Genomic DNA, 25358 nt, shown 5'->3' with positions numbered 1-25358 from the left:
TCCAGTTCCCATGTTGCTAATGTCCGCTTTCGGGATGTAGCAGACATAACGCTAGTATGACTTTGTGATATTGCAGAATTGTCAATTGAGCGCCAAGGATATCCGAATGAACAAGACCATGCTGTATGCATTATTGATCGTAATAAACTGCGTTCTCATATCACTGTCAAATGGTCAGACTAGTGGGTTTTTTCTCTTACCCATTTTCTTGATTTCAGTATCGATATTTGTGTTCTGCTGCTATCTAAACACCAAGGAAACGAGCTCTTTTGATGGGATAATATTGGCAATGATCGCGTTGTCTTACGTATTCGTAGATCGTCAGTTCTAGTGTCCGCTTTCGGGATGAAGCAGACATTGACATAAATGTGTTGCTCACACACTCACCTTTCTTTGAAACTCTGGCAAGGATTGCGCGATGAATATCAAAGGTTATGAAACGAAATGCCATTGCGGCACTGTTAAAGTGGCTATCTCTAACCAACCAGAATTCATGCAAGATTGTAATTGTAGTCTGTGCAGCAAGAGTGGCGGCGTCTGGGGATATTTTAAACCGTCAGAGGTTGAAATCGAAGGCGATACTGGAAGTTACACGCGCAGCGACTATCCGCAACCAGCGGTTGAAATACACTTTTGCAAAAATTGTGGCTCAACAACCCACTGGATACTGACCACAGAACATGTAGCGAGCGTTGGAAGCAATGATCAGATGGGCGTTAACATGAAATTGTTCGATAGCAACGATTTGGCAGGCATTGAGTTGAGGTTTCCAGACGGTAAGAACTGGGCTGGTGAAGCTGAATTTGGATTCAGACGCCAAGCAGTGATCTTGGGAGAAGACTATACTCTCTAGTGTCCGCTTTCGGGATAAAGCGGCCACCAAGCTGATGTCCGCTTTGGGCGCAAAAGCGGACGTTAGCGATAATCTGTGTTATTGATCGTGACATGTTAAAGAAACGCGCTGAAAAATATCAAACTTTTGTGGATTTTGTCGACTGTTATTGGCACCAAAGTGCCGACTATGTGTATGGAACCATCGACAAAGCAGCCAAAGAATTCGCCATGGATAATGAAATCGAACTATCTCGCAGATTGATAGCCGACTTCTGCGATATAATTGCCGAGCGAGGATTCCCGTTAAAGAACACAACACCAAGATTGAGTACGCCAAAACCGAAATATGCCAAGTATCTGAACGGTCCGGCGTGGATAACGATCACCAAGCCAGAAGCTGAAATTGTTGTTGCGGCGTTGGAAAAGCATTGTGATCAGCACAAACAACAAGGCTGCTAGTGTCCGCTTTCGGGATGAAGCAGCCACAACGCTAATGTCCGCTTTGAGCGCAAAAGCGGACGCAACAAATGTTGCACGAATAAGCAGCGCTGATAAAAGGCGATATGGAAGCTTATCAAGAACTTGTTCAGATACTTGAAGACACGAAAGAATGGGCTTTAGATAACAGTTTAAATTTCGATGACATGTATAGTGACTGGTCATCCCAAGGCGAGTTGCTCGCGCAACTGAATGCGCATATTGTAGATGCGAGGAGAGAAACAGCCGACTTCGACAAGCTGTCGATGTTGTATGCTCCGACGGCTGGTTTATGTGAAATTGTAGCGGCGAATAGTTCTGTAAATAGTTACATGAACTTGGCCGCCAGATTCGACGACTGGCATGCTTCCGTGAATCGAAGCTAGTGTCCGCTTTGGGCGCAAAAGCGGACATTGGTAATACGTACCATTGTTAGCAAGGTGCAGCCTTGCTACGTGTGCCGAATGAATAAAAGCCGCTATGATGGAATGACTTTGAACGAGCGCCTCTTCGTCGCTGGTTTATTAGAAAAATTTGATGATGCTTTATCTGCCGGTGATCAGGACGCATTGGTTGACCTGCTCGTAACGGTGAATGCTGATTCTAGCTTGGCTACTACTTTGCTTGGCGAGAGTTATGCTTGTTGGTATTGTAATGAAAGTATCAGCAAAACTAAGGGATCAGCTTTGAAGATCGGCTTAAAGGGCCTCTGGAGCGAAAACCCTGACCCTGAGCCTACACAATTGATTTACGCTCATTTCGAATGCGCAAATAGCCTCCTGAAAGGGGCGACTATGGAAGTAGAGCATGAAGATCTATTCCCTGAGCCAGATGATATTTGATCGAGCCGAGCATAATAAATCAACGTTTCATTCACAATTCTAACGTCCGCTTTCGGGATATAGCAGACATAGCTCTAATGTCCGCTTTGGGCGCAAAAGCGGACATTAGAGATATAGAAATTCTCGGTTGATTAATGCCCCGCTTGCTGTCGTTGCCTTAGGTCGTTTCATATCTTAACAGCCAACATTATAGTTTGGGCGATCAAAGAAGATGGAGTGTAGAATGGATTGGCAGAAATCACTGCTAAGTTGGGAAGATGCCACCAATCAAATAGCACTTTTACCGGACTTTCTTAGTCCAATTGCAGCGGTGGCAAGCAATATCGCGAAAGCAGGAGTATGGTTGGAAGAGGATAGTGGAGCGCTTTTGGCCGGCTATCGACCGGACATTGGGACTCACGCCTACAATATTACAATCTTTCCCCCACTGAAGCGCGCGCTGTTAGGCACATATCAGCAGGTTAACGACTTTCCTCTGCCCGGACCAATCGTCAAATTGCTAACTCACCTAAACGGCTGCAATATATTGGATCTATCGATTTATGGTACGCCAACTTCAATGGCGCAAAACCCTCCGCTCCTTGATCGTTCCCGTCGAGCACCCTTAGATATATCTAGTGGACGCCACTGGCGGTTTGAATATACAAATCCACATGAGAATGAGGTGCTATTTGCTTCGCGAAATGTCGGAGATAGTGGCCAGATTGGTTACTTTATGAACCCTATAGGGTCGGTAATCGGGCGGGGGAACGACACGATAGAGGTTGAGGAACAAAGCGGGCCTTGGGATAACATAACCGATTGGCTGGAATCAGAGCTTGAGTAAGTTTGGTAGATTATTCTTAACGCTCCAAGCCGAATAGTCGGCTAATCTCTCGACGGCGGTCAGCCAAAAAGGTCAAAGCTAATGTCCGCTTTCGGGATGAAGCGGACAGAGCAATGCGAGGACATATTGCATTATGAAGAACATTCAGATCATGGACGGCGCACGAAACGCAACATTCAGTATCTTTCAAGCAACCGATGAAGAATTCCTCGCTATCTTTCCGGACGATCACGATATGGAGATAATTGAGGATGTGGTTGAGCGACTTGGAGAGGCTAACGCAACTCAAGTTCTTTCTCCTCTTTGGAATCGCCCTATTCTAAAAAGCAAAGCACTAGGAATTCACGGCACACTTTTTTACGACTATGCTGAACGGCGTGATGTGATCCCTGAGACTAGGAAAGAAGTTGATTGGGATACACTCTCGATAAATGGTGCCCAACGACAATTGTTCGTCTCTAACCGCTAGCGTCCGCTTTCGGGATATAGCCGCCACACGCTAGTGTCCGGTTTGGGAAAAAAGCGGGAATTAAAACTATATGGAAAATACCGCCTACCGACGTTAATGTGCGAGGATGTATCAAACAGCAATCGCGGGACTTTTCTCTATCATGTTTTTGCTCGGCGCATGCGCCGTGCAGATTGCGCAGCCACTCAAAACCCAACCGCGCGAAAAATCCGATCAACTGGTAAGTCTGGCCCATGGGATCGACGAGTCAGCTGGAGGCGTACAAAGCTATATCATCACAACCGCTGCGGCGATCTATTATCTGGAAAAGGCAGGCGGTGGATTGTCGAGTATGCTCGATCCAAACGGTGTGGACTGGATCGGCTTCCACCGCAAGCCAGGGTCCGGCCACAACGGCGAATATCGCGGCTTTCCCAATGCCGTTCACCGGCAGGATGGTAACTTTTTTCATGCCATGAACGCGGGGACCGATGCCTCTACCTCGTTCGTGAACATCGAAACCGGGAATCACGTTCGCATCACCTTCACATCAGGTAACGGCAAATGGCAGGGCCGATACGATTTCTATCCTGACCGCCTCGACTTCACGATGAGCAAGGTGAGCCCGGGCCATAAATACTGGATACAATATGAAGGCGTCCCCGGCGGTTCGATGGACGACGCCGATTTCTGGTACCGCTCCGGCGACAACAAGCGTCATGGTATCAGGGAAGATATCGAAGGTGACCTGCCAGCACCAGAATGGATGGCCTTTGGCGATCCGCAATCGGCGCGCATGCTCTATATGCTGAACCATGGAGATGACGCACAGCCCGACGACTATGCCAATCGCGAACCGATGACCGTGTTCGCCTTTGGACGGAGCGGGAAGGAAAAGTTCTTAACCGAGCCGCAGAAGTTCTCCATCGGGTTTGTAGAATCGATGGATTATGCGGTGGTTGACCGGGAGATCAGGCGGGTTCTGGAATAGGTTCTTTGCGATCGCGCGCCCCGCGCCTCAGCAACCAGCCGATAGTCAATATCACAATCGCACATATCCCGAACATCAGCCGACCCCATCCGGGATTGGGAATTAGCATCATCAAAAACAATCCGGCTCCCATATACATCACCATCGAACCCAACTTTTGCCGTTGCTGCCGGTCATAACCATCCTGTTCTGAATCGGCGACAACCGGTGTTTCCAGATCGGCGAAAAACGCTTCTGTTTTCTGCCGGTAATTGTCGCTTTTTTCTTGATAGAAGAGGATCGTGGAGCAGAAGAAACCGGCCGTCACAAAAACCTGAGCAGCGAGGGTTAGCAATAAATTCATGTCTGTTGTTTCGCGGCCCGTCAGTTCGCCCAATTCCAACCAGTTCGCGACATAGTCTGCCGCCGACGCGTTGAACATAAACCATGACACAAATAGACCAACCAATACCGTGACCCAAGGCGCCCAGCGCGGTATTCGTTTTATAATCAGTCCAAGGATTAGCGGGATCAAAATCGGTACTTGTATCATCGCGGAGATCGACATCATCAGATCGAACAGGCTGAATTCCTTTAGCGATTTGAAGAACAACGCCATCGCAATGACGATCAAACCGCTAAAGAAACTGAAGATCATGCTGACGCGCAGCAGGTGGGCGTCGCTGACCTCTTTTCCGCGCTTTGTAAGGAACGGCTGATAGAGGCTTCGCACAACAATGCCGGCGTTTTTGTTGAGCGCCGAGTCCATTGAAGACATGGATGCGGCGAACAGACCGGCGAGCAACAGGCCGACTGTGCCCAGCGGCATCGCATTGCGGGCGAATACCAGATAGACCGCATCGGCGGCCTTGTTGCCGAGACTGGAATAGGCCGCCGCCGCATCAGGATACAGGATCGCCGAAGCCCAGGGCGGGATAAACCAGATGATGCTGCCGATCCCCATCAGGACCATCGCGAACAGCGACGCTTTTCGGGCATTGACCGAATCCCGCGCATTCAGAAAGCGGAAGCTATCGTGCATGTTCATGATGGTGATCATCTGCTTCGCCAGAAAGAAGACAAATGTTCCGACAAGCAGCAGCGGGTAATTCATATCCGGCCCCATGACGAAATCGGTCGGAAAATTGGTAACAAGTTCCACCGGCCCACCGACTTTCACCAGCGCGACAATCGCGCAGGCAACTGACACAATCGCCACCACCAATGTCTGAACGAAATCCGACGCGACCACACCCCAGGCGCCCGACAGCACGGAAACAAATAACACGGCCAGCCCTGCAGCAACAATAGTGACGACAATATCGGCTTCGAAAACCGCGCTGGAGAAAACACCCAAGGCGTTGAGCCAGATACCAGCGTTGATATAGCTGAAAATGATCAGCGCAACTGAGAAGAATAGTTCATTTTGACCACCAAATCGTCTGCGGATCGCTTGCGTGGGCGTATCCACACGCATCTGCCTGAACCTGTGCGCAAAATAGGCCCAACCGCAAAAATAGGCGAAGGTGTTAGCGAAGAAAACGAGACTTACCGCAAAGCCATCGGTGAACGCTTTCCCGGCCGCTCCGGTGAAGGTCCATGCCGAAAATTGCATCATGAAGGCAGTCGATCCGACCATCCACCACAACATCCGCCCACCGCCGCGGAAATAATCGCTGGTCGATTTCGCGGCCATTTTCTTGAAGGCAAACCCTATACCGACAACCAGCGCGAAATAACCGGCGATGACGATATATTCATAGAACATCGCGCGCGCTAATCCTGAAACCGCGTGACGTCGATCCAGCTATCATCCTCGCGGATCACATCGATCAGCCGCTGATACAGGCTGCCTTCGCGGAACGTCTGATAGGGGGCCACGTTCTCGCCCTGAATGTCATTCACAAATTCGCGGATCAGGTATCGCCAGTTGCGCTCGGTATCTCCGTCTACATCGGGAACATCGGCGGCAATATCATCGGGCAGATGAAGCTCTCGCCACTCCTTGTCCTTACCATAGTGATACAACGGCCCGCTGCCATAATGGCCCTTGAGATAGATCGCGCCTTTGCTGCCATAGAATACAACATGGTCATCATGGATACGGGGATGCAGCCCGCCGTGACGAAATAGAACGGAGACAGGCTTGCTAGCCAATTCACTCTCGAGCTTCGCCAGCACTGTGTAGCTCCACTCGACATTAGACTCACCCCATTCCAGATCGGGGTCGTCAAGGTTGTCGGGGATATGGTCGCGGCGGGTTTTGAAATTATGCACGCCTTTGACAATCGGGGCCTTACCGAGATCATCGCGGACCTCGGCTTTCAGCGCGAGAATTTTCTCGCCAACGACCGATGTCACAATCGACAATTTGTGCGTGAAATTATTGTTGAGCCGCCCTCCGCCTTCTTCTGCGCGATGCGACCAGCCGAACGGAATGTCTTTCTCCAGATTGAAATGCGAGATGCACTCGACTTCTTGCGGCTCGCCAATTGCACCCTCGGCAACAAGACGCTTTGCAAACAACACGTGCGGCATATAGCGAAAGCTTGCGGCATAGGCGGTTTTCACGCCTTTCTCGCTTGCTAGCCGGTACAGTTCCTCTGCCGTATCGCCATCAACCGTCATCGGCTTGTCGCAAAACACATGGCAACCTTGCGCAATCGCCTTCTTGATTGCTTCGAAATGCGCACCACCCGGGGTACCGATAGAAACGATATCGGGCTGGCAATCTCCAAGCGCCTGGTCCCAATCTGTCCCCGCGTACGGTATGGCCATTTCTGCAGCCAAATCCTGCACAACGCTTTCCGTACGACCGACAATTCCGACCACTTCTGCCCCGGCATAGCGAAATGCTTCGGCATGTCCCTGACCCGCAAAGCCCGAACCGTGGATCAGCACGCGTAATTTCTCGCTCATTCTATTGCATCCCCCTCCGTTTGCCGCGTTTCAACTACCAGTGCCACATCGTTCCATCTTCCAGTCGGCTGACCGGCAGATAGGATCGCTTATATGGATATTCAGCAGCAGCTTCTTCATCAAAATCGACGCCGAGCCCCGGTGCATCACTGACAAAGGCCGTGCCGTCGTTCACCTCATGCGCATGTTTGAAGATTTTCGCAGTCTGCTCGTTCACAGCGCCCGAATATTCCTGAATGCCGAAATTGGGTGCCCATGAATCGAGATGCATATGCGCTGCGAAACAGATCGGCGATAGATCGGGCGCGCCATGCGGAGCGGATTTCACATCATGGATGGCGGCAAAATCGATGATCCGGCGCAGTCCGGTAATTCCGCCGGCGTGGGTGGCAGCAGCGCGGATATAATCGATCCATTGGTTTTGGATCAGCTCCTTGCAATCCCAGATGCTGTTAAACGTCTCACCAATCGCGAGTGGTGTAACTGTATGGTTGCGAACTAGTTTGAAGCTATCCTGGTTCTCGGCGATGCAGGCATCTTCGAGGAACATAAGATCATAGGGCTCGAGCAGCTTGCTCAGTCGCGCCGCCTCAATGGGAGTCAGTCGGCTATGCACATCGTGGAGCAGATGAACGTCAGGGCCAAACTTCTCCCGCGCCTTTTTGAACAGCTCCACAACCAGCTTGTAATATTTCTTCGTCGACCACTCTTCTTCGGGCGGCAACGGTCGGTTGCCTTGTAGTTCGAAATAGTCTTTCTGTTCGCCCAGCACACCATAAGTAACCGGCAATCCGGGAATTGCCGATTGCAAGCGGATCGCTTTGAAACCCTGATCCATCAGGGCAGCCGCATTCTCCAACGTCTCGTCAATAGTTTCACCGTTAGCATGCGCATAAAGCGTCACTGACTTTCGGCTTCGTCCACCGAGTAGTTGATAAACCGGAAGTCCCGCAATCTTGCCCTTGATGTCCCAGAGCGCCATATCAATTGCAGCGATTGCTGCCATACCAATCGGGCCCCGCCGCCAATAGACCCCACGATAGAGATATTGCCAGATATCCTCGATATCTTGCGGATCGCGGTCAATGAGGCATGGCACGACATGCTCATTCAAGCAGGCTATAACGGCTTGTTCGCGTCCATTGATCGTCGCATCACCTAGCCCGTATACGCCCGCGTCCGTCACGATCTTGACAGTGACAAAGTTCCTGCCCGGGCACGTAACAAGCACTTTGATTTCACTAATCTTCAATTTGATGACTCGCTCTAATTGGACTGGTAATTTGGCTTACAAAATAACCTAACCAATTCAGACTAGCCTGTATAGATATTACTCTCAGCGCGTAATCTTGTGTCTGCTTTCGGGATATAGCGGACGCAAGTCGTTTTAATGTGTTTACAAATTTGCTTTTTTACCGAGGCCGTAAGATACAGCGTGCATGGACTGTGCAAAAGCTCAAAAATGAAACGCAACCGTAAAGACAAATGGGTTTCCGAAATTGATAAAGGCATGCGCCAAGGTTTCATTTTCTTTAACATTATCGGAATATTTTTTATCGCGATCTCGATCCGTGATAATGATTGGGACAAGTTTCTTTTGGCGCTTGCTATTCTTGCAATGGGAGGATTGGTTTATGTGTTTTGCTGGTTCATTTCCAGAATCGTGGACTGCATCGATTCCTACATCGACTCCTAGCCTATTCCAGTGTCCGCTTTCGGGATGTAGCGGACATTAGCAGTTCATGACATTTGGTATCAGGGGGCTGGCTCAACGGGAAGCCAGCCCCCTTGTTTGAGCTATCCGATCAGTCTGGAGGCAACCATGAAATGATCGGACGGGCTCAAGTCGGATTTGCGAAAATGGCCCGCAAGTCGGAGTCTGAAATTGCCATGATCCTGCTCTCCTGAAAGTCGATGATCGGTTGATCAGGCTATAGCAGTTGGGCGGCGATATCCAATGAGGACTGGCAGAGCCAAAAGCACTCCCGCAAAATCGGTGGGCCTGACTGCCATAATCATCAGTATTTTCACAATCAGCCACAGGTTAGTCAGAGCTTCAAATTTTGGGAGCGGAACAAATGGCGGTAGTTGCAATAACGGGTGCGGGACGTGGTATTGGTTTGGAGTTGACGCGGCAACACGCCGAGCAGGGCGACAAGGTCTATGCTTTTCTGCGCAATCCGGATGGTGCCGAAGCGCTCCATGCGATGGTTGCCCAATATCAGGATCTCATCATCCCCGTCAAAATGGATGTCGGGGTCGATGCATCGGTCAAGGAAGCGGCTGCGCAGGTCACAGACAAAGTAGACGTTTTATACAATGTGGCCGGCAATGTCGGCCCCTTCACGCCGGAACTGGAAAAATCCGATTGGACGGCCTGGAATGATGTTCTGAACATTCTTCTGATGGCGCCGCTGCGGGTCTTGCAGGCTTTGTTGCCGCAAATGGAACCGGGAGCAAAGGTGATGAATCTCTCCAGTCAACTTGCTGCATCCTGGTGGCCTTATGGGGGCTTCTACGCATATGGTGCCGCCAAAGCCGGTCTCAATCGTATGATGCGCTCGGTGGCCATTGACCTGAAAGATCGCGGCGTTGTCGTCGGCCTGATTCATCCGGGATATGTGCAAACTGATATGGGCGGCCCCGGTGCAGAAATCACGCCGGAAGAGAGTGCCAAGGGCGTGCGCGCCGTTGCGGATGCATGGACGCTCGAAGAAACCGGCGAATTCAAGCGCTGGAACGGGGAGGCTCATCCGCTTTAGGGCTTGCAACGCAATCAATCCCTTTGAAGGGGAAACGCTTCTCGATACATGAGGCCCAATGGCAGGTGCGCAGACAATCGCTTTGAACGTTCATCAATAGCTGGCGGTCTTTGCTGCGGCTTTGGAGCAGCGGAACATAGCGGGTGCCGGCGCGCTGTTCGCAGAAAAGGCCGCCTAGCGTGATTTGTTGACTTTGTAAGCCGATCTCTTGGTATTGGGGGCGTTCGCAATCATCACAGGCAACAGCCTAGTGCCTAGTGCGCGCTTTTGTGGCGGCAACATCCCGAAAGCGGACACTAGCTTGACCAGTTCGATCTATGAAGGACTAGCCGCTTTTAACCGATAGAAAATTCCGCTTTCGTCTTGACCCGTAAGTTCAAGCACGCCGCTGACCACATGTGTCTTTCTTTCATCAGTAGGAAAGGGAATATCGGCCAAAACTTCGATAAACTGATTGGGCATTGCGTGAAAATGGAAGGGACATCCTGGCGGATAAGCGAGCAACACAAACCTTTTTTGCCGCACTCCCTTGTCCAATGGCATCATCCAGCCGGCCACTTTGATGCGCTTCCCAGCCAGTGACCTGACGGCAGGTGTAAACAGCGGTTTTGAATAAATATACCCGTCCTTGCCCTTTCGCGTTTTCTCTCTTGTCGCCTGCAGGATGGTCCACGATATTCCGCCTTTCGGGGTCCTCGCCGGTTTCCAGACATCTTTCACGGGAGCCTTCCCGCCATCTTGCATGGCCGCTGGCACCGGCTGAGCGGTCAGGACAAGCGCTGATGCGAGGGCAATAACCTGAAAAATTCTCATGGATAACCTCATGATGTTCGAGCGAGGGTAGTCGCCAGATTGATGCGAAAAATACGGGCCGCGGGAATGAGCGCTGCGACAATACCAATTAGCAGAACAGCCGTTATGATACCGATTTCAGCGGGAAGGAATTGTGTTGCACTTAACCCAAGATCGCCAAGCGTCTGGAAACTGCGACTGGCAACAAACAGCGTCATGTGTGCGGCTGCGATCCCAAAGACCGCTCCGGCTGCCGCTGTTATCAGGCCTTCCAGTAAAATCGTACCAAAGACCTGAGCCTTGCTCGCTCCCATTACCCGCAACAATGCAAGATCAGCCTCACGCGCACGGGCCATGTTCAACAGCGCAATGAAAATCGCGAGACCGCCGGTGGCCGCAAGTATCCAAGCGAATATTCGCGCGCCGTCTATTCCCGCACCAAACAGGGCGAGCAAACGAGCCGTTTCCACCGCTGGAGTGGCAGCCTGCATTTCGGTCTGGCGATTGATCATAGCAGGAATACGGATCGCTCCCGCGGCGTTACGATAGCTTACCAATATGGCGGTTAGTTCCGGTTGCAAACCCTCATGAGCCGCCAGACCCGGGTCATCCGTTTCATGGTCGCCCGGATGATCATGACCGTCCTCGGTTTCCTCATGATCTCTATGATCATGTACGATGCCGTGAACATCCCAGACGCTCTCCACAGACGTGAATATTAGACGGTCTGCGACTGTGCCCGTAGGCGCTAAGATTCCAACTGTCTCGAATGGGGCGTGGTCGTGCTCCTGACCGTCCCCGTCTTCCGTTTCTAGCCCATGGCTGCCAACAAATTGCTGGCCGATTTGCGCTCCAGTTGTTCTTGCTACTGCGGCGCCCAGAACTGCATCCATTGGCTTATCAAACATTCTACCTTGAGCAATTTTGATACCGTAGAAAGACACATAGGATGGATCCGTCCCGACAATTCGGTAGCCATTGAAATTATCGCCCAGCGCCAACGGAATGGCGGCTTTTACAGCCGGATTCTTCCGCAGCATATCAAGGCTGTCGAGCGGGATATTGCCGGTCGGCTGGTCAATGTGAAAGATGCTGGAAAGGATGAGTTGCAGCGGAGAACCCTTCGCACCTACAACCAGATCAATGCCTTGCGCATCACGGTCAAGACGGCTGGAAAGCTGGCTGCCCAATTGCACAAGCAAGACCAGCATCGCGACAGAAATACCAAGCAACAAGACATTGAGCGAGGTGGTGAGACCGCGATCTCGCAAATAGGCAATAGCTAGTCCCAACATCGATCAGCCCACCTTCAACATAAGATCGGTCAGGGCGATGCGACTTGGAAACCGCGAGCTCAGCCGTTCATCATGGGTGGCGACCAGCAACGTAACACCATAGTCCTTTGCACATTCAAACAGAAGGTCCGCAACCTGCATCGCATTGCCTTCATCGAGCGCCGATGTCGGCTCGTCGGCAATAAGCAACCGAGGCCGGGTCACCAATGCTCTCGCAATCGCTGCCCGCTGCGCTTCGCCTTGGCTCATCTGATGGGGTTTCGCTTGTGCGCGGTTCGCAATGCCGAGCCTCTCCAGCAGGGACGCGATAAGTGGCTTATCCGTCTTTCCCCGCGACAGGCGTTGAGCAAGCAATAGGTTGGCCGACAAATCCAGGGCAGAGACGAGCCGTAACGTCTGGAAGACGATCCCAATATACTCGCGCCGGATTGTATCGCGACCGCTTTCGGAAGTGGCGGCAATATCATGGCCTGCTACCTTGATCCTGCCATTTTCCGGCGACAGCAGCCCGCAGATTAGATTGATGAGGGTTGTCTTTCCCGACCCTGAGCGGCCCACGAGGAGATGATGATCCTGCTCCTCTATCGAGAGATTCAAGCCTGAAAACAGCGGCTTTCCATTAATTGTGTAATGAAGGTTTTCAATTTCAAGTAACATGGATCTAGTGAAACATCGTCCTGTCGATTGCTGGATTGCTGGTTGCGGTCGATGCTAGGCTTTGCTGCTCGTCGTCCTGCCTATCCTCCTGCTCTGAGCCTTGATTCAGTCCGTTTTCGTCATCGCGTCGACCAATGGGACTTTCCGGAGAAACAATCGCCTGTTCCTCCGCGTTCAGGCTATCAGTCCACGTTTCTTCGGCAGGTTCTTCCTCTGCACGCGGTTCATCTGCCGCAATCGCTCTCAGCATGGGAGACCTGTTTCTGTCTTGGCTAAGACTGGCACCCCATGAATTGCTGCTGTCATGGGAGCCGGCTTGAAAAGGGTTGAACCGATGCATGCCGTATCCCCCATCAAGACTGCAAGCATATGCCGGAGCGCCAGCGCTCACTGTTGCCAAAGACAGAATCAAAACTGTGCAAATTTTTCTGCTCTTACTCATAGATGATATGATACAACATCTCTAATAATAATCCAAGTGTAATTCGATAAGGTAAATCCGATCATGTCTCTCTTTGCTCGCGGCACTCTCGGCATGTTCCGGTCGTTTCGAGGAAGATTTCAGAGATGTCGAAGCTTTGTTTGTCGCAAAGCTCTGCCAATTCCAGGATAGTATCGGGACATTCAATCAGTTCAAATTCGCCACATTTGCCGCAGATGACTATCAAATCGGTTTTGGGCGATGCTGCCACGAAGGCATTGCGTGCAACGATCCGTTTTGCTTTGCCAGTCGAGACAAAGCGTTCCAGAACCCGATAGACTTGAGTTGCTGCCACCTTGGGCAGCATATTAGCAATCTGATATGCACCGATCGGCAATTTGCTGTCGTTGAGAATTTTCCAGACCTGCTCATCTATGACAAAGGCTTTCCGGCGCGTCATTTTCAAACACCGCCACTGGCCAAGCATCGCGAGCGACGCCTCCAGTTATTGATATGGGCAAACAGCAGACCGGAGGCGCCAATCACGGTGAGGATGATTTCATCGCTATGAAATTTCTCGGTAAGGGCAACAGCGAGGAACAGCAGCCCAAAAATACCTACTGCCAATGGCACGATCGATTTGTGTTGCCGCGCACCTATTGCAAGCGCCAGCAAGCTTACGGGCAAGGCCAGCAACACGGCAAAAAGATGGAATTCTTCCGGCAAGGCTATGAAAGAAGCCAAAGCGGGAAGCAATATCAAGAGCAGCGGGAGACCCAGACAATGCAAGAGACAAAGACCTGACAGAAACATGGCCGAACTCTCAAGCCGGTTAATATATTGTGACCGCACAGCTTGAATTTTCCTTGCAGTTGTTATGATTAGAAATTAGATCATCAATGATATGATACAACATAACATGATTCGCAAGGATTCAATTCTATGATTGCAGATTCCAGCAGGCGCTTGCCAGTGACTGTCCTTTCCGGCTTTTTGGGAGCCGGCAAGACAACGCTTTTAAACCACATTCTCGGCAATCGTGATGGCAAACGGGTCGCGGTGATCGTGAACGATATGTCCGAAGTGAATATCGACGCCGATCTGGTGCGCGGCGGAGAAGCGGCCTTGTCGCGGTCCGAAGAAACACTGGTTGAAATGACCAATGGCTGCATCTGCTGCACGTTACGTGATGATTTGCTGCTTGAGGTGCGCAAGCTGTCCGAGGAAGGCCGCTTCGACTATCTGGTCATTGAAAGCACGGGCGTATCAGAGCCATTGCCGGTCGCAGCCACCTTTTCGTTTCGTGACGAGGATGGACAATGCCTCGGCGATGCTGCCCGACTTGATTGCATGGTTACTGTGGTCGATGCAGTTAATCTTCTGAATGATTATTCCAGCCATGATTTCCTTGCAGACCGCGGAGAAACAGCTGGTGAAGGTGATGATCGCCGTCTGGTAAGCCTGTTGACGGAACAGATTGAATTTGCCGATGTCATCATCGTCAACAAAGTGAGTGAAGTATCGGCGGAACAGCTGGCTATCGTCAAAAAGGTCGTTGCCTCGCTCAACGCCGATGCCAAGATTGTTGAGGCGGATTATGCGAAGGTTGACCTTGATCAGATTTTGGACACGGGCATGTTCGACGATGAGAAGGCGGAAACGCACCCGCTATGGGCCAAGGAACTATATGGATATGCCGACCACCGCCCTGAAACAGAAGAATATGGCGTAGAGAATTTTGTCTATCGCGCCCGCCGACCATTTGATCCTTCGCGCTTTTATAAGTTTCTGACACAAAATGGCCTCGATAATGTTATCCGGGCAAAAGGGCATTTCTGGTTAGCCACCCGCCCCAATTTTTTAGGAGAGCTCGCTGTCGCCGGCAGCCAAACAATTACGGCGCGCTTGGGCCGCTGGTGGGCGGCCGTTCCGAAGAGTCAATGGCCCGAAGACGGTTCGTTTGAAGAATTTGTTCTGAAGCACTGGGATCCAATATGGGGTGACCGGCGACAGGAGCTGGTGTTCATAGGCATCAATATGGATGAAGGGCGCATCCGGCGCGAGCTGGACGGCTGTCTGATTGAGAGCAATACATTTACGCCAGACCAATGGACAACGCTCGCCGATCCGTTCCCCGCCTGGGCAACCCCGCAACCTGCATTGGAGCAGGCCGAATGAGCGCGGAGCTGAAAGAGCGTTCGATCGCGCTCATTGCTGACAATGCAGAAGCTCTTGATGGAATCCGCGATGAAAGTGTATCAATCGCCCTGTGGGAGCGAGAGCTGCCGGACGGTCTGACGAAACTGACGCTGGAAGGCATAGCTGACATCCGGTTTACCGCAAATATGGATGAGTTGCATGACGTGCTTCATGACACGCTTGATGAAGCTGGTCATCAGAAAGGCGATCCGCGCGATATCCTGCACAGCGATATTGTAGCACTCGTCCATCGCTTCGCCGAGGTTATGGAAACCCAATGTGTCGAGATCAGACTCGAACATGTCACCACAAATGCCTGCAGGAAGTTCCATACCGACTATGTCACGGCCCGCCTGATAACCACCTATCTGGGTCAGGGTACGCAATGGCTTGATAGCGACGGGCGCGATAGCAACGATCCAGGCAATATTCAGCAGATGCAAACCGGTGATGTTGCCTTGTTCAAAGGCCGACTCTGGTCATCACACGCACCCGCCATTCACCGCTCCCCGCCCATTGAAGGGACTGGTGAGGAACGGTTGATGCTGGTGATCAATCCGGCACGTTTGAAGGATGTGGTTTAGCTACGACTTAAGGTTGAGACTGGAGTCTTGCCTGCTATTCGATCACTCTGGCTCGTGACTATATGCTCAACACTCTGCAAGGCCTGGCAACAAGAGAAACATCATGGATTATGACAACGCTCCCCCATTCGAAATCACACGTTATCGCGAAATGCAAAAAGCTCTGCCGGGTGTCGCTGCGCTCTACCGCTTGACACTCGCTATCCCCACCCATAGTGCGAACCGAGTAAGGCTATTGGCTTGATCAAAGAGTATCAAATGACTGCAGAATCCAACGAAACAAATGGTGCGGCGCCATCGGGAAAACTGACCATTTCCGAAAATGCATTGCTCGAAGATATGGGTGATGAAGCGGTGATATTGAACATCAACAATGAGCGCTATTACGGGTTAGACCGGAACGGCATAAATTTCTGGACATGGCTGAAAGAAGAAGGCGATGTCGATAAAGCTTTAGCCCGCGCCGTCGCTGCCTATGACAATGTGGATGCCGACACGTTGAAAAAAGACCTAGGCGTCTTCGTGGTTGAGCTTAACAATGCAGGCTTGCTGACTTTTCATGAGGCTGACAGTTGAGCGCAATATTGCTCCAAAAATTGGGGGTGTATATTGATCCGGATTTCTTGAGCGCAGATCATTGTCAGGAAATATGCAAAGCTATACGGCAGGGGGAACTGAGCGAAGCAGGTTTGTATAGTGACAGCGCACAGGAAAGCAGTCTCGACGCCGTCAAGCGGCAGTCGTATTTTGCTGATGTGCCCGCAACAATCAAAGAAATGGTCGACGATAAAATACGAAAACTGCAGCCTGAACTTGAGCAGCATTTCAAAGAGAGCTTCAACAAACGGTTCGAAGCGTCCAAATTCTTACTGTACCGCGAAGGGCATTTCTTTGCGCCGCACCGCGACAATCAGCTAGGCCGCAGGGTTAATATGAGCATTTATCTGAATGACCAGACCGATGAACCTGCAGATGGCAGTTATAGCGGTGGGATGCTGAAAATATATGGATTGATTGACCGGCCTGATTGGGAAAATAGGGGCGTTGATCTGTGCGGAAAACGAGGCATGCTTGTTGCCTATCCCGCGCATCTGATACATGAAATCACGCCTGTTTTGTCCGGCGAGCGCTATGCAATCGTCTCACGGTTTTTAGACGCGCAGGCATAAACGCTCATGCACGTATCCCGTATCACCATATTGCAATATATCCTGATGGTGCCGTTGACCGAAATCGGTATCCGGGTATGGGGGCTAAAGATGACATGGCGGATGCTAAACGCCATTGCCCTTCCAGCTTCGCGCCAGTTAGAGGCCGCTGAAACCGAAGTGAAGAGCCATCTTTCCGGGTTGAAACGCGCTAGGAGGATCATGCCGATAAAAGGCAAATGCCTCGCGCGCTCCTTGGTCTTCTGGTGGCAACTTGAACGGCGGGGGTTGCACGCAACGCTTAACATCGGTGTACGCAAAAAGAAGATGTTTCGCGCTCACGCTTGGCTCGAATATGAAGGGTTGGTGCTCAATGCCGATCAGCAGGTTCGCGAGAAATATAAGTCCATTGCGGAATTCCACCAACCGAAAGACATGACATGAGCGGCATTTGTGGGTATTTTCGCCAAGATGGCAGACATATAGAAGAGCAGGTTTTTGCCGACATGCTGTTCCTGCTTGAGCGTCAAGGCCCAGATGATCAGGCTTATTGGCAAAATGGCTCCGTTGCCCTTGGCCACACGTTGCTTAAGACGACACGCGAATCTGAACATGAAGCACAGCCATCGACACTGGACGGTAAAACATGGCTCACGGCGGATGCGCGTATTGACGGACGCGTCGAATTAATCGCCAAATTGCACAGTAAAGACGTGACTGTCAGCCAATCGGTGACCGATGACCATCTGATATTGCATGCTTATGCGGTTTGGGGCGCGGATTGCCTTGAGCATCTGATCGGCGATTTTGCATTCATATTGTGGGACGAAAAGCAAAAACAGCTTTTTTGCGCAACTGATCACATGGGCGTTTCCCCACTCTATTCTGCTCAAGTCCGGGGTGGCTTTCTGGTCAGCAATAATCTGACAGCGATACGCGCGCATCCACAAATATCGAATGTTTTGAATGAACAGGCGATTGGCGATTACTTAATGTTCCGTCTGAATTTCACGCCGGATAGCACCAGTTTCCGCGACATTAAAAAGCTACCTGCCGGGCATAGCATCATCGTGAATCAAGATACTATGCGCATGCAGCAATATTGGTCGGTACCAAAACCTGATTACAAAAGGCGGACACAGGCGCAATATCTGGAGGAGTTTGGCAGTCTTTTCAAACAATCCGTTGCGGATAGAATGCGCACAGATTCGATCGGAACGCATCTCAGCGGCGGGATGGATTCAACATCAATTACGGCAATGCTTGCTGAGTTAAGAAATGAGGGTGGGGCAAATGACGTTAACGCTTATACACATGCTCCGCCGATCGGTCGGCCAAACCTTGAGCAGCCCTATGCTGAAGCAATTGCGCAAAAACTGAACATTCCTCTCCGCGTTTTTAATGGCAAGGATAGGGTGCTTGCCAACGATATTGACGGCATTGCCGATTTACCGCCCGAACCCAGTTTTGCACAGCGAGAGTCGCCGCGGTTCAAAATTTTCGCGGATAGCGCAAGCAAAAGCAGCAGCTTTTTTGCCGGATATGGCGGAGATCCTTTGCTTTCGCCTATGGTTGGCTATTGGTCGGACCTTAGGAAGTCAGGTCAATTCGGCGCTCATATTACCGATGCCGTGCTTCACATGAAAGTTCATGGCCGGCCGCCTTCGCAAATGCTGCCAGCTTGGATGCGTCCCTCGAAGAAGAAGAGAGGCGGGATGCAAAGTTTGCCTTTGCCGGGTTGGTTGAATGATGAATTTGCGGCACGCAATGGCCTAGCCGATCAATATCGGAAATATGGCGGTAGTGCCGACCTCAATCGCGATGCCAGAATCGAAATGGGGACGCACCCGTTATGGAGACGTATTTTTGAATGGCATAGCCCGTCCTTTTCCTCTTTGCCGGTAAAAGTTCGATTCCCATTTTTCGACAAACGTATGGTGGAATGGTTCCAAACCGTACCGCCTTATCCATGGTTGTGCCGCAAATATCTTCTACGTGCGATCATGGAGGGGCGACTTCCAAAAGACGTATTGGAGCGACCGAAAACGGGGCTTCCAAGCAACCCGCTTAGCGCCAAGGTAGAACAAGGCGGGGCCCCCGATTGGGCAAAATTAATTCCTAGTGAGGGAGCTATTAATGAGTTTGTTGATATTAAGCCGTTTTTGGATGGGATTGACGGTCCAAAAAGATTGACGGATGGAGACACAAGCAGCATAGTTAGGGTATCTACATTGAATCACTGGCTAACAAGGTTTGACAGTCTCCAAGAATATCTGAAGGGCAGCGAAGCAAGATTGCAAAATTATAAACTCCGAAAGTAGGAGCAATGTTATTCAAGAAAAACATCGGGGCCAGGCCCTTTCGTTGATCTTAGCCCTTAGGTCATCTTCACCCACACAAACGATAAGGAATAAACATCATGTCTAAAACGAACATTTCGTCTGAAAAAAGTGAAGAATCTGTAACGATCGCCTATAGCGCTCCACATTTGGTCGATTATGGCCCTGTCAGCGAATTGACTAAAACCGATGCTTCTGGCGTGGGCTTTGATGGCGGTGATACGCCCAGTTCTTACATCAGCTAGTCTATGATAAAGTTTGAAGAGGCATTGGCTATTGGAGCCAGTACCTCTTTTTCTATAGTGTTGATATGACGAAGGCAGACAAACGCAATGACCTTTGTTTATGGCGCTTATGGTCTGAACATTCGTTCGGATATTTCGATTGATTTTCTGACACCGTTACAAGCAGACGCAGCTATCGACGTAACCGTCTGCTTCCAGCCCGATGACAGCGTCCAGTCCAATTTGAATGCACTGCCTTGGGAACCACCAAGGGCTGGCCCGCCCCATGACGGCATAGGGATTGGTAAATACGGCGGGCAGTTGAAGCTGCTATATCCCCGAGACCCGCATAGCGCGCTTGAATTTGTCATTTCTGAGGATGCAAAACGTGTCACCATTTTGCGGCCCGGTGAAATTCCCGAAATCGATGCCATTTCCTTCTTTATCGGCCCAGTATGCGGCGTCCTATCACGCTTACGGTCGCGATCCTGCTTGCATGCCAGTGTGCTGACGTTGAATGGCCGTGCATTTGCGCTAACCGGCGACAAAGGCGCGGGCAAATCAACGACGTCCGCAATGCTTACCACGTGCGGCGCGATGCTGGTTGCCGATGATATCGGGGTTCTGAGCCATAACAACAATCAATTCTGGGTGCAGCCAGCTTATCCTTTCATGCGCCTGTCCCCGCCCGAGATAGAATTGACCGGGCGGTCCATGGCCGACACGCGCGAGCTATTGTCGGTCGGCGATAAAAGATATGTGTCGGTGGAGCCGGATGGTGAGGGCGGTTTCCCGCTTGACCCGCTGCCTCTCGACGCGATATATTTCCTGTCACGGCGCGGTAATCCGGATATGGATATCAGCATTGACCGGCTCGAACCGAATGAGGCAGCGCGCCTATTGAACAGCAATGGTTACGGGCACTATATAATGGATACGGCGATGCGGCGGCAGGATTTTTCGCTCTTTGCCAAATTTGCGCGTGAAAAACATAGCCGCGCGATATCGCGCCCCGATGATCTGTCGCGCCTTGCCGAGCTTGCCCAAATGATTTTAGATAACTTCCGGGAAACCCATGACTGACACTGGCCAATCCAAACGCCCGAATGTTGTCCTGCTGTCGGTCGATTGCTGGCGCGGCGACCATATTGGTCTGTATGATGGTGCTATCGCTAAGACCCCGCATATTGACAGGCTAGCATCGCAAGGCACCTGGTTTCCAAGACATTATACATGTGGCGGTTGGACCAAAATTGCGATGACGGCTCTATTGTCATCGACATACTCTTCACAATATAATTTTTCGCAAGGCAAGGTGGATGAAGACCGTCCTTTTCTAACCGATGCCTTAAAAGATGCGGGCTATAAAACAATCGGCATAACATCCAACCCGGTCTGCGGGTCGGCGCAGGGTTTTGATCGCAATTTTGATCATTTCACCGACATACGCCCCGTCATCAAGACCAGCCTTGCCGACCGCTTCTTTGCCATTCGCGGGTCGGGACATCTTCTAAGGCGCCGGATCGTTCGCCGTTTTTTAAACCTGATCGGCATGCATCCCAATCCGCCCCGCCCGGCCTGCAATGCTAACGAGGTGATTGAACATGGCCTGCTATGGATAACCCAAGAACATGATCAGCCCTTCTTCCTATGGCTGCATTTCATGGATTTGCATTGGCCCTATCAGGCGCGGCAACGCCCCAAGACCGGAGACGAAAAGGAAGCGGTTTGGAAAGACCGGTTTTTGTGGCGCACTGTACGGAGGCGCAAGGGCAAGTTTGATCCTGGGCAGAAGCGCAGTGATCGCTGGAAGCAGTTATATCGCGAAGAGCTGGAACAGATGGACCTGTGCTTCGGCCGTCTATTTGATGCGCTATACGACATGGAAGACTGGGAAAATACGCATGTCGTTTTGACCAGCGACCACGGCGAAGAATTTTTCGAACATGGCACTTGGGCGCATAGCTGGAACCAGCTGCATAAAGAGGGCGCGCATGTGCCGCTGATTATCTGCAAGGCCAGGGCGGATCAACCACGGCAAGTGACCAGCACCGTCAGTCAGATCGATATAGCGCCGACCATTCTCGACCTTGCTGGTGTGGCAAAGCCGGAGGCAATGGACGGGCATAGTTTGATGGTGCATCTGGAAGGGCAAGCAGAGGTCGAACCAAGACCCGTCTATAGCGAAATGCACGGCCACCGCGATTCCATCCTCTACCGGCTGTCGATCATCCATGACGGTTATAAATATATCTATGATGGCGACCGTGATTGCTGCCATTTGTTTGAAATGGCCAAAGACCCCGAAGAACGCAGCGACATTTATCACAAGGACGATGCCGTCTCCCGCCGTTTCGATAGCCTGCGCCTTTCGCATGTTGCCAAGGGCGTGCTGAACATCCTGAAATCAGATGATCCGGTTGTCGGAGAGGATATCCTATATGATCTGGATGCAGACCCCAAAGTGGTCGAGAGGCTTCGAGCGCTCGGCTATCTGGATTGACGGCTTACCGACAAACGGGCGAGCACCAGTACGAAAACAAAGCACAGATATCGGTTTAGCATTCAATGCCCACCTTTGCGCGGTGGCTTCAACGGATCGTCGCAACACAAATACCGAACGGCTGGGCCGACACTTGGTTGAGTCAAATTCTAACTGCCCCCCGTCAGCGCTACCTTGCACGGCGACGCTGTTGGCGATTTCTCAACCTGTCATTGGGCGTTCAACATGACAGCCGGAGTTGGCCAGCAAATTGAATGGAATGCGCTGCCCACTTACTTTAAGTTTGATACGCCGGATTGGTCTAAAGTGTTAAGGTAGCTTTTGCGGGTTCGAACATTGTTAGACCCGGATAGCAATCGCATTCAAAACTCTCAAACGAACAACATTCAATATACCGATTCGTCTGCCGAAAACCAAATGAGAAGAATCCGATAGAATAGGACGTTTAGCCGATAAACTCTGGTTGGAAGGGGCGCTGGACGAAAGGGCCTCAAAGAATATCCCAGCTATCTTTTTAACTGATTCATCTTGCCCTTTTTTCGCCAAAATACTGAACCATTCTTCATCCAGGCTGCCGGGAAAAATATCTTGCACCAATCTTAAGCTCGCCAGAATAGAGGCCTCGCATCCGTACTCATTCGCCAATCGTAATAGTTCGTTTCGATCATGTGAACGCAATTTGCGTACTAATAGAGATAAATCCACAACCCATTTTAGTCGCGGCCAAAGCGCTAAAGCACCATGAAGAATGAAATAGAAGCAATAATAGACATTGTTTATCGACGGGTATCTTTCAAACCCAACAGCTTCGTTAAAATTTGAGATCAGACCATCGGGTTCTATTTTAAATAAACGCTCGTGCAACTCGATCATGGTCGAGAATTTCAAATCTGCAAACGTCTGATCTTTGAGTCTTTTCATATCTGAGATTTGTCGAGATTCAGAAAATGATCTTCTCTTTCTTATTACCGAAGGTTGGTGAACATATCCTTTTTCATTGAATAATCGTATTGCAGATGCTGACGCTGTCTTTGGGATCAAAATATCGATATCTTTTGATTGTCGGGAATTGGGGTCATCATAAAGCTGGCGTGCCAGCCCCCATCCTTTCAAAAAGGTAAATGGGATGGCTTCACTTTCCAACAAAGCTATCAGTTTTTTTGACGTCGCGCGTTGAGTTAATATGGCACGAACGTTCTCACGATAAGATTGTTCGAGCCGAAGCTGTTCGGAATTCTTGGTCGCACCAATCTGCTCCAATGCCTTGTAGAGTATTGGACCAACACGATGCCGATGGATAGCGTAGGACACCAAATCCTGGTTGAGCGATATATTTTGAATGTCGAACGGAAGGCCCAATTGTGGACGAATAAGAGTGCTCAAGCTTTCAAGTTGGGAAAATCGTTTGTCATTCATCAGCAGTCTACCGGTTGTCCTGACGCTCAGTAGAACGCCCATGCATATCGGATTGAACTTGACCACCGTCCAAAATTATCAACTGATCAGCATTTTCCAATGTTGGTAACCTATGGCCAATAACGATAACCGTCATTTCATTTTGCAGTTTATCAATAGTATCGCGGATACGTGTTTCATTTTCTATGTCCAGCGCGCTTGAGGCTTCACCCAGAATAAGGATTTGTGGTTTTTGCAGCATTGCTCTGGCAAGAGCAATGCACTGCTTCTCTCCGCCTGATAGCCCATTGGTATCCCAACGCATCACATGCTCACCCCATTATCCATAACCTATTGAAATAATGGTGAGCCCTGCTGGGTTCGAACCAGCGACCTACTGATTAAAAGTCAGTTGCTCTACCGACTGAGCTAAGGGCCCCTCTAGCGACTGGTGCAGTGCACAAAGCCGCTGGGAAGCGCTTCCCTAGTGGCGCTTGGTTGTGCGGTCAAGCGGCTTTGGCGCTTTTTCCAATCGTTTTTTTTGTCGCCGGTTGCGGGCGTCCAATTGGGTGATGGTCAGGCCGCTTAGGGGATCACGCCAATCCCCCGCAATTTCCTTGGCTGGACCAAGTACAAAGCGGCGTTCCCGCATTAGCGGATGTGGGATGGTGAGGGCGGGTATAGTGGTGGAAAATACCCCGCCGCTCCACAATATAATGTCGAGGTCGAGCACTCTGCGCGACCAGGCCTGACCGCGCCGGTGACCGAATTCCGCTTCGATACGCTTGAGCGATGACAGCAGGACAGGCGGAGGTTGGGTTGTAGCGATCACCGCGACGCTATTGGCATAAGACCGTTGGGATGGTCCGATCGGACGCGAGGTGATGATGCGAGATGTCTCAATCGGGGACAGATCTTGTTCGGCCAGTCGGCGCAAGGCCGCCGCAATGACATTCCGCGGGCCGCCAAAGCGCTGATGGCGCTGGTTCGAGCCCAAGGCGATCAGGTAAAGCATGTCCGGCAATCTGGCTCCTGCGAAGCGATGAAAATTAGAGATAGGAACAAATGGTTCCAAGCGGCTCGTTCGGCTGCTAGCATGCAATTCATGCCAAGGAAATCAAGGAGAAGCTTTGTGCGCCAGCGTCCCATCATTTTGTCGAACGTGGTCCTTTTGTCCCTCGTGGTTGCCGGATGCGGGCAGCAAGGGGAATCTCCAGGCGAAGTCAGTGGCAATGTCGCCCGTGCGGCGCTCGTAGGCGCAGATCAGGCGCAATATGGTGAAGTGATTGTCGCAGAAGGCGGCGATGGCTTGATCGTCAATATCAATGCACAAGGCATGACACCGGGGCCGCATGGCGTGCACATTCACGAAACGGGCAAGTGCGAAGTTCCCGATTTCAAATCGGCGGGTGGTCATTGGAACCCCACGGCGAAACAGCACGGCTTTGACAATCCGCAAGGCGCGCATGCCGGCGATTTTTTCAATCTGGATATTGGCGCAGATGGCAATGGTGCGCTGGAGGCCACGGTTTCTGGTGCAAAGCTTAAAGACGGCGAAAATGCCCTGCTTGATGCCGATGGCGCCGCTTTTGTGGTGCACGCTGGGCCGGACGATCTGAAGACTGACCCTTCTGGAGAAAGCGGTGGTCGGGTGGCCTGTGGTGTATTTGTCGGCGGTCGTTGATCCGTTCCAATTGTTTGGCGAGCGTTAGAGTTAGAGTAG

30 protein-coding genes and 1 tRNA gene are annotated in these 25358 nt (G+C 51.0%); 19 read left to right on the top strand and 12 right to left on the bottom strand.

Annotated features, from left to right (window positions below; all coding sequences use genetic code 11):
- Positions 1 to 418 precede the first annotated feature (418 nt).
- The 7 genes from ABJV08_RS07255 to ABJV08_RS07225 all read left to right on the top strand — a co-directional run bounded on the left by ABJV08_RS07255 (position 419) and on the right by ABJV08_RS07225 (position 4418).
- Complete coding sequence (locus tag ABJV08_RS07255) at positions 419 to 853, top strand: aldehyde-activating protein (protein ID WP_348040487.1); 435 nt, start codon at positions 419 to 421, stop codon at positions 851 to 853.
- Between the two features lie 92 nt (positions 854 to 945).
- Complete coding sequence (locus ABJV08_RS07250; RefSeq protein WP_348040485.1) at positions 946 to 1293, top strand: hypothetical protein; 348 nt, start codon at positions 946 to 948, stop codon at positions 1291 to 1293.
- A 104-nt stretch (positions 1294 to 1397) separates the two neighbouring features.
- Positions 1398 to 1697 carry a hypothetical protein gene (locus tag ABJV08_RS07245; protein WP_348040483.1) on the top strand — a complete coding sequence of 100 codons (300 nt, stop codon included), beginning with the start codon at positions 1398 to 1400 and terminating at the stop codon, positions 1695 to 1697.
- Positions 1698 to 1775: 78 nt separating this feature from the next.
- Positions 1776 to 2153 (top strand): hypothetical protein, encoded by a 378-nt coding sequence (locus ABJV08_RS07240; RefSeq protein ID WP_348040481.1) that lies wholly within the window; start codon positions 1776 to 1778, stop codon positions 2151 to 2153.
- Between the two features lie 223 nt (positions 2154 to 2376).
- On the top strand, positions 2377 to 2979 hold the full coding sequence (locus ABJV08_RS07235; RefSeq protein ID WP_348040479.1) for a hypothetical protein: 603 nt from the start codon (positions 2377 to 2379) through the stop codon (positions 2977 to 2979).
- Between the two features lie 133 nt (positions 2980 to 3112).
- Positions 3113 to 3448, top strand: coding sequence for a hypothetical protein (locus tag ABJV08_RS07230; protein WP_348040477.1), 336 nt, complete (start codon positions 3113 to 3115; stop codon positions 3446 to 3448).
- Between the two features lie 106 nt (positions 3449 to 3554).
- Positions 3555 to 4418, top strand: coding sequence for a hypothetical protein (locus tag ABJV08_RS07225; RefSeq protein WP_348040475.1), 864 nt, complete (start codon positions 3555 to 3557; stop codon positions 4416 to 4418).
- On the opposite strand, the gene ABJV08_RS07220 is transcribed toward ABJV08_RS07225, so the two are convergent.
- Genes ABJV08_RS07220 through manD form a run of 3 tightly spaced genes read right to left on the bottom strand, consistent with a single transcriptional unit; the run spans position 4399 to position 8568 of the window.
- A complete protein-coding gene (locus ABJV08_RS07220) occupies positions 4399 to 6165 on the bottom strand; it encodes a hypothetical protein (RefSeq protein ID WP_348040473.1) in 1767 nt (588 codons plus the stop codon). The genes ABJV08_RS07225 and ABJV08_RS07220 overlap by 20 nt on opposite strands.
- Positions 6166 to 6173: 8 nt before the next feature.
- Positions 6174 to 7316 (bottom strand): Gfo/Idh/MocA family oxidoreductase, encoded by a 1143-nt coding sequence (locus ABJV08_RS07215; protein WP_348040471.1) that lies wholly within the window; start codon positions 7314 to 7316, stop codon positions 6174 to 6176.
- A 34-nt stretch (positions 7317 to 7350) separates the two neighbouring features.
- Positions 7351 to 8568: a D-mannonate dehydratase ManD gene (gene manD / locus ABJV08_RS07210; RefSeq protein ID WP_348040469.1), complete on the bottom strand. Its 1218-nt coding sequence runs from the start codon at positions 8566 to 8568 to the stop codon at positions 7351 to 7353.
- 826 nt (positions 8569 to 9394) lie between these two features.
- Here manD and ABJV08_RS07205 point away from each other — a divergent pair.
- Positions 9395 to 10078 (top strand): SDR family NAD(P)-dependent oxidoreductase, encoded by a 684-nt coding sequence (locus ABJV08_RS07205; RefSeq protein ID WP_348040467.1) that lies wholly within the window; start codon positions 9395 to 9397, stop codon positions 10076 to 10078.
- Positions 10079 to 10393: 315 nt separating this feature from the next.
- Here ABJV08_RS07205 and ABJV08_RS07200 read toward each other — a convergent pair whose 3' ends face one another.
- The 5 genes from ABJV08_RS07200 to ABJV08_RS07180 all read right to left on the bottom strand — a co-directional run bounded on the left by ABJV08_RS07200 (position 10394) and on the right by ABJV08_RS07180 (position 13703).
- Positions 10394 to 10798: a DUF3299 domain-containing protein gene (locus ABJV08_RS07200; RefSeq protein WP_348040466.1), complete on the bottom strand. Its 405-nt coding sequence runs from the start codon at positions 10796 to 10798 to the stop codon at positions 10394 to 10396.
- 101 nt (positions 10799 to 10899) lie between these two features.
- On the bottom strand, positions 10900 to 12165 hold the full coding sequence (locus ABJV08_RS07195) for an ABC transporter permease (protein WP_348040464.1): 1266 nt from the start codon (positions 12163 to 12165) through the stop codon (positions 10900 to 10902).
- 3 nt (positions 12166 to 12168) lie between these two features.
- Positions 12169 to 12762: an ATP-binding cassette domain-containing protein gene (locus ABJV08_RS07190; RefSeq protein WP_348040462.1), complete on the bottom strand. Its 594-nt coding sequence runs from the start codon at positions 12760 to 12762 to the stop codon at positions 12169 to 12171.
- Between the two features lie 64 nt (positions 12763 to 12826).
- Positions 12827 to 13072, bottom strand: a complete 246-nt coding sequence (locus tag ABJV08_RS07185) for a hypothetical protein (protein WP_348040460.1) — start codon at positions 13070 to 13072, stop codon at positions 12827 to 12829.
- A 253-nt stretch (positions 13073 to 13325) separates the two neighbouring features.
- Positions 13326 to 13703, bottom strand: coding sequence for a hypothetical protein (locus tag ABJV08_RS07180; protein WP_348040458.1), 378 nt, complete (start codon positions 13701 to 13703; stop codon positions 13326 to 13328).
- 53 nt (positions 13704 to 13756) lie between these two features.
- Here ABJV08_RS07180 and ABJV08_RS07175 point away from each other — a divergent pair, with 53 nt between their 5' ends.
- The 10 genes from ABJV08_RS07175 (at position 13757) to ABJV08_RS07130 (ending at position 22240) form a co-directional block, all read left to right on the top strand.
- The gene (locus ABJV08_RS07175) at positions 13757 to 14047 is read left to right on the top strand and encodes a hypothetical protein (protein WP_348040456.1); all 291 of its coding nucleotides are present in this window, start codon (positions 13757 to 13759) and stop codon (positions 14045 to 14047) included.
- 138 nt (positions 14048 to 14185) lie between these two features.
- Entirely contained in the window at positions 14186 to 15421 is a 1236-nt protein-coding gene (locus ABJV08_RS07170) for a GTP-binding protein (RefSeq protein WP_348040454.1), read from the top strand.
- Positions 15418 to 16026 carry a DUF1826 domain-containing protein gene (locus ABJV08_RS07165; protein ID WP_348040452.1) on the top strand — a complete coding sequence of 203 codons (609 nt, stop codon included), beginning with the start codon at positions 15418 to 15420 and terminating at the stop codon, positions 16024 to 16026. Before ABJV08_RS07170 ends, ABJV08_RS07165 begins: the two co-directional genes overlap by 4 nt.
- A gap of 258 nt (positions 16027 to 16284) precedes the next feature.
- Positions 16285 to 16602 (top strand): PqqD family protein, encoded by a 318-nt coding sequence (locus ABJV08_RS07160; protein WP_348040450.1) that lies wholly within the window; start codon positions 16285 to 16287, stop codon positions 16600 to 16602.
- A 47-nt stretch (positions 16603 to 16649) separates the two neighbouring features.
- Positions 16650 to 17195, top strand: coding sequence for a 2OG-Fe(II) oxygenase (locus ABJV08_RS07155; protein WP_348040448.1), 546 nt, complete (start codon positions 16650 to 16652; stop codon positions 17193 to 17195).
- 6 nt (positions 17196 to 17201) lie between these two features.
- Positions 17202 to 17618 carry a lasso peptide biosynthesis B2 protein gene (locus tag ABJV08_RS07150; protein ID WP_348040446.1) on the top strand — a complete coding sequence of 139 codons (417 nt, stop codon included), beginning with the start codon at positions 17202 to 17204 and terminating at the stop codon, positions 17616 to 17618.
- Complete coding sequence (locus tag ABJV08_RS07145) at positions 17615 to 19495, top strand: asparagine synthase-related protein (protein WP_348040444.1); 1881 nt, start codon at positions 17615 to 17617, stop codon at positions 19493 to 19495. Before ABJV08_RS07150 ends, ABJV08_RS07145 begins: the two co-directional genes overlap by 4 nt.
- Positions 19496 to 19593: 98 nt before the next feature.
- Positions 19594 to 19758, top strand: a complete 165-nt coding sequence (locus ABJV08_RS07140) for a lasso RiPP family leader peptide-containing protein (RefSeq protein WP_348040442.1) — start codon at positions 19594 to 19596, stop codon at positions 19756 to 19758.
- 87 nt (positions 19759 to 19845) lie between these two features.
- Positions 19846 to 20820, top strand: a complete 975-nt coding sequence (locus ABJV08_RS07135; RefSeq protein WP_348040440.1) for a hypothetical protein — start codon at positions 19846 to 19848, stop codon at positions 20818 to 20820.
- A complete protein-coding gene (locus ABJV08_RS07130; RefSeq protein WP_348040438.1) occupies positions 20813 to 22240 on the top strand; it encodes a sulfatase in 1428 nt (475 codons plus the stop codon). Before ABJV08_RS07135 ends, ABJV08_RS07130 begins: the two co-directional genes overlap by 8 nt.
- Positions 22241 to 22579: 339 nt before the next feature.
- Here ABJV08_RS07130 and ABJV08_RS07125 read toward each other — a convergent pair whose 3' ends face one another.
- From ABJV08_RS07125 to folK, 4 genes are all read right to left on the bottom strand, one after another.
- Positions 22580 to 23656 (bottom strand): nucleotidyltransferase family protein, encoded by a 1077-nt coding sequence (locus ABJV08_RS07125; RefSeq protein ID WP_348040436.1) that lies wholly within the window; start codon positions 23654 to 23656, stop codon positions 22580 to 22582.
- 7 nt (positions 23657 to 23663) lie between these two features.
- Complete coding sequence (locus ABJV08_RS07120; protein WP_348040434.1) at positions 23664 to 23960, bottom strand: ATP-binding cassette domain-containing protein; 297 nt, start codon at positions 23958 to 23960, stop codon at positions 23664 to 23666.
- 38 nt (positions 23961 to 23998) lie between these two features.
- Positions 23999 to 24074, bottom strand: a tRNA-Lys gene (locus ABJV08_RS07115).
- 45 nt (positions 24075 to 24119) lie between these two features.
- A complete protein-coding gene (gene folK / locus ABJV08_RS07110) occupies positions 24120 to 24650 on the bottom strand; it encodes a 2-amino-4-hydroxy-6-hydroxymethyldihydropteridine diphosphokinase (RefSeq protein WP_348040432.1) in 531 nt (176 codons plus the stop codon).
- 117 nt (positions 24651 to 24767) lie between these two features.
- On the opposite strand from folK, the gene ABJV08_RS07105 reads away from it, so the two are divergent.
- A complete protein-coding gene (locus ABJV08_RS07105; protein ID WP_348040430.1) occupies positions 24768 to 25319 on the top strand; it encodes a superoxide dismutase family protein in 552 nt (183 codons plus the stop codon).
- Positions 25320 to 25358 lie beyond the last annotated feature (39 nt).

Source organism: Parasphingorhabdus sp. (assembly GCF_039982395.1).
GTDB lineage: Bacteria > Pseudomonadota > Alphaproteobacteria > Sphingomonadales > Sphingomonadaceae > Parasphingorhabdus.
This window is presented reverse-complemented; position numbering and strand designations above follow the sequence as displayed.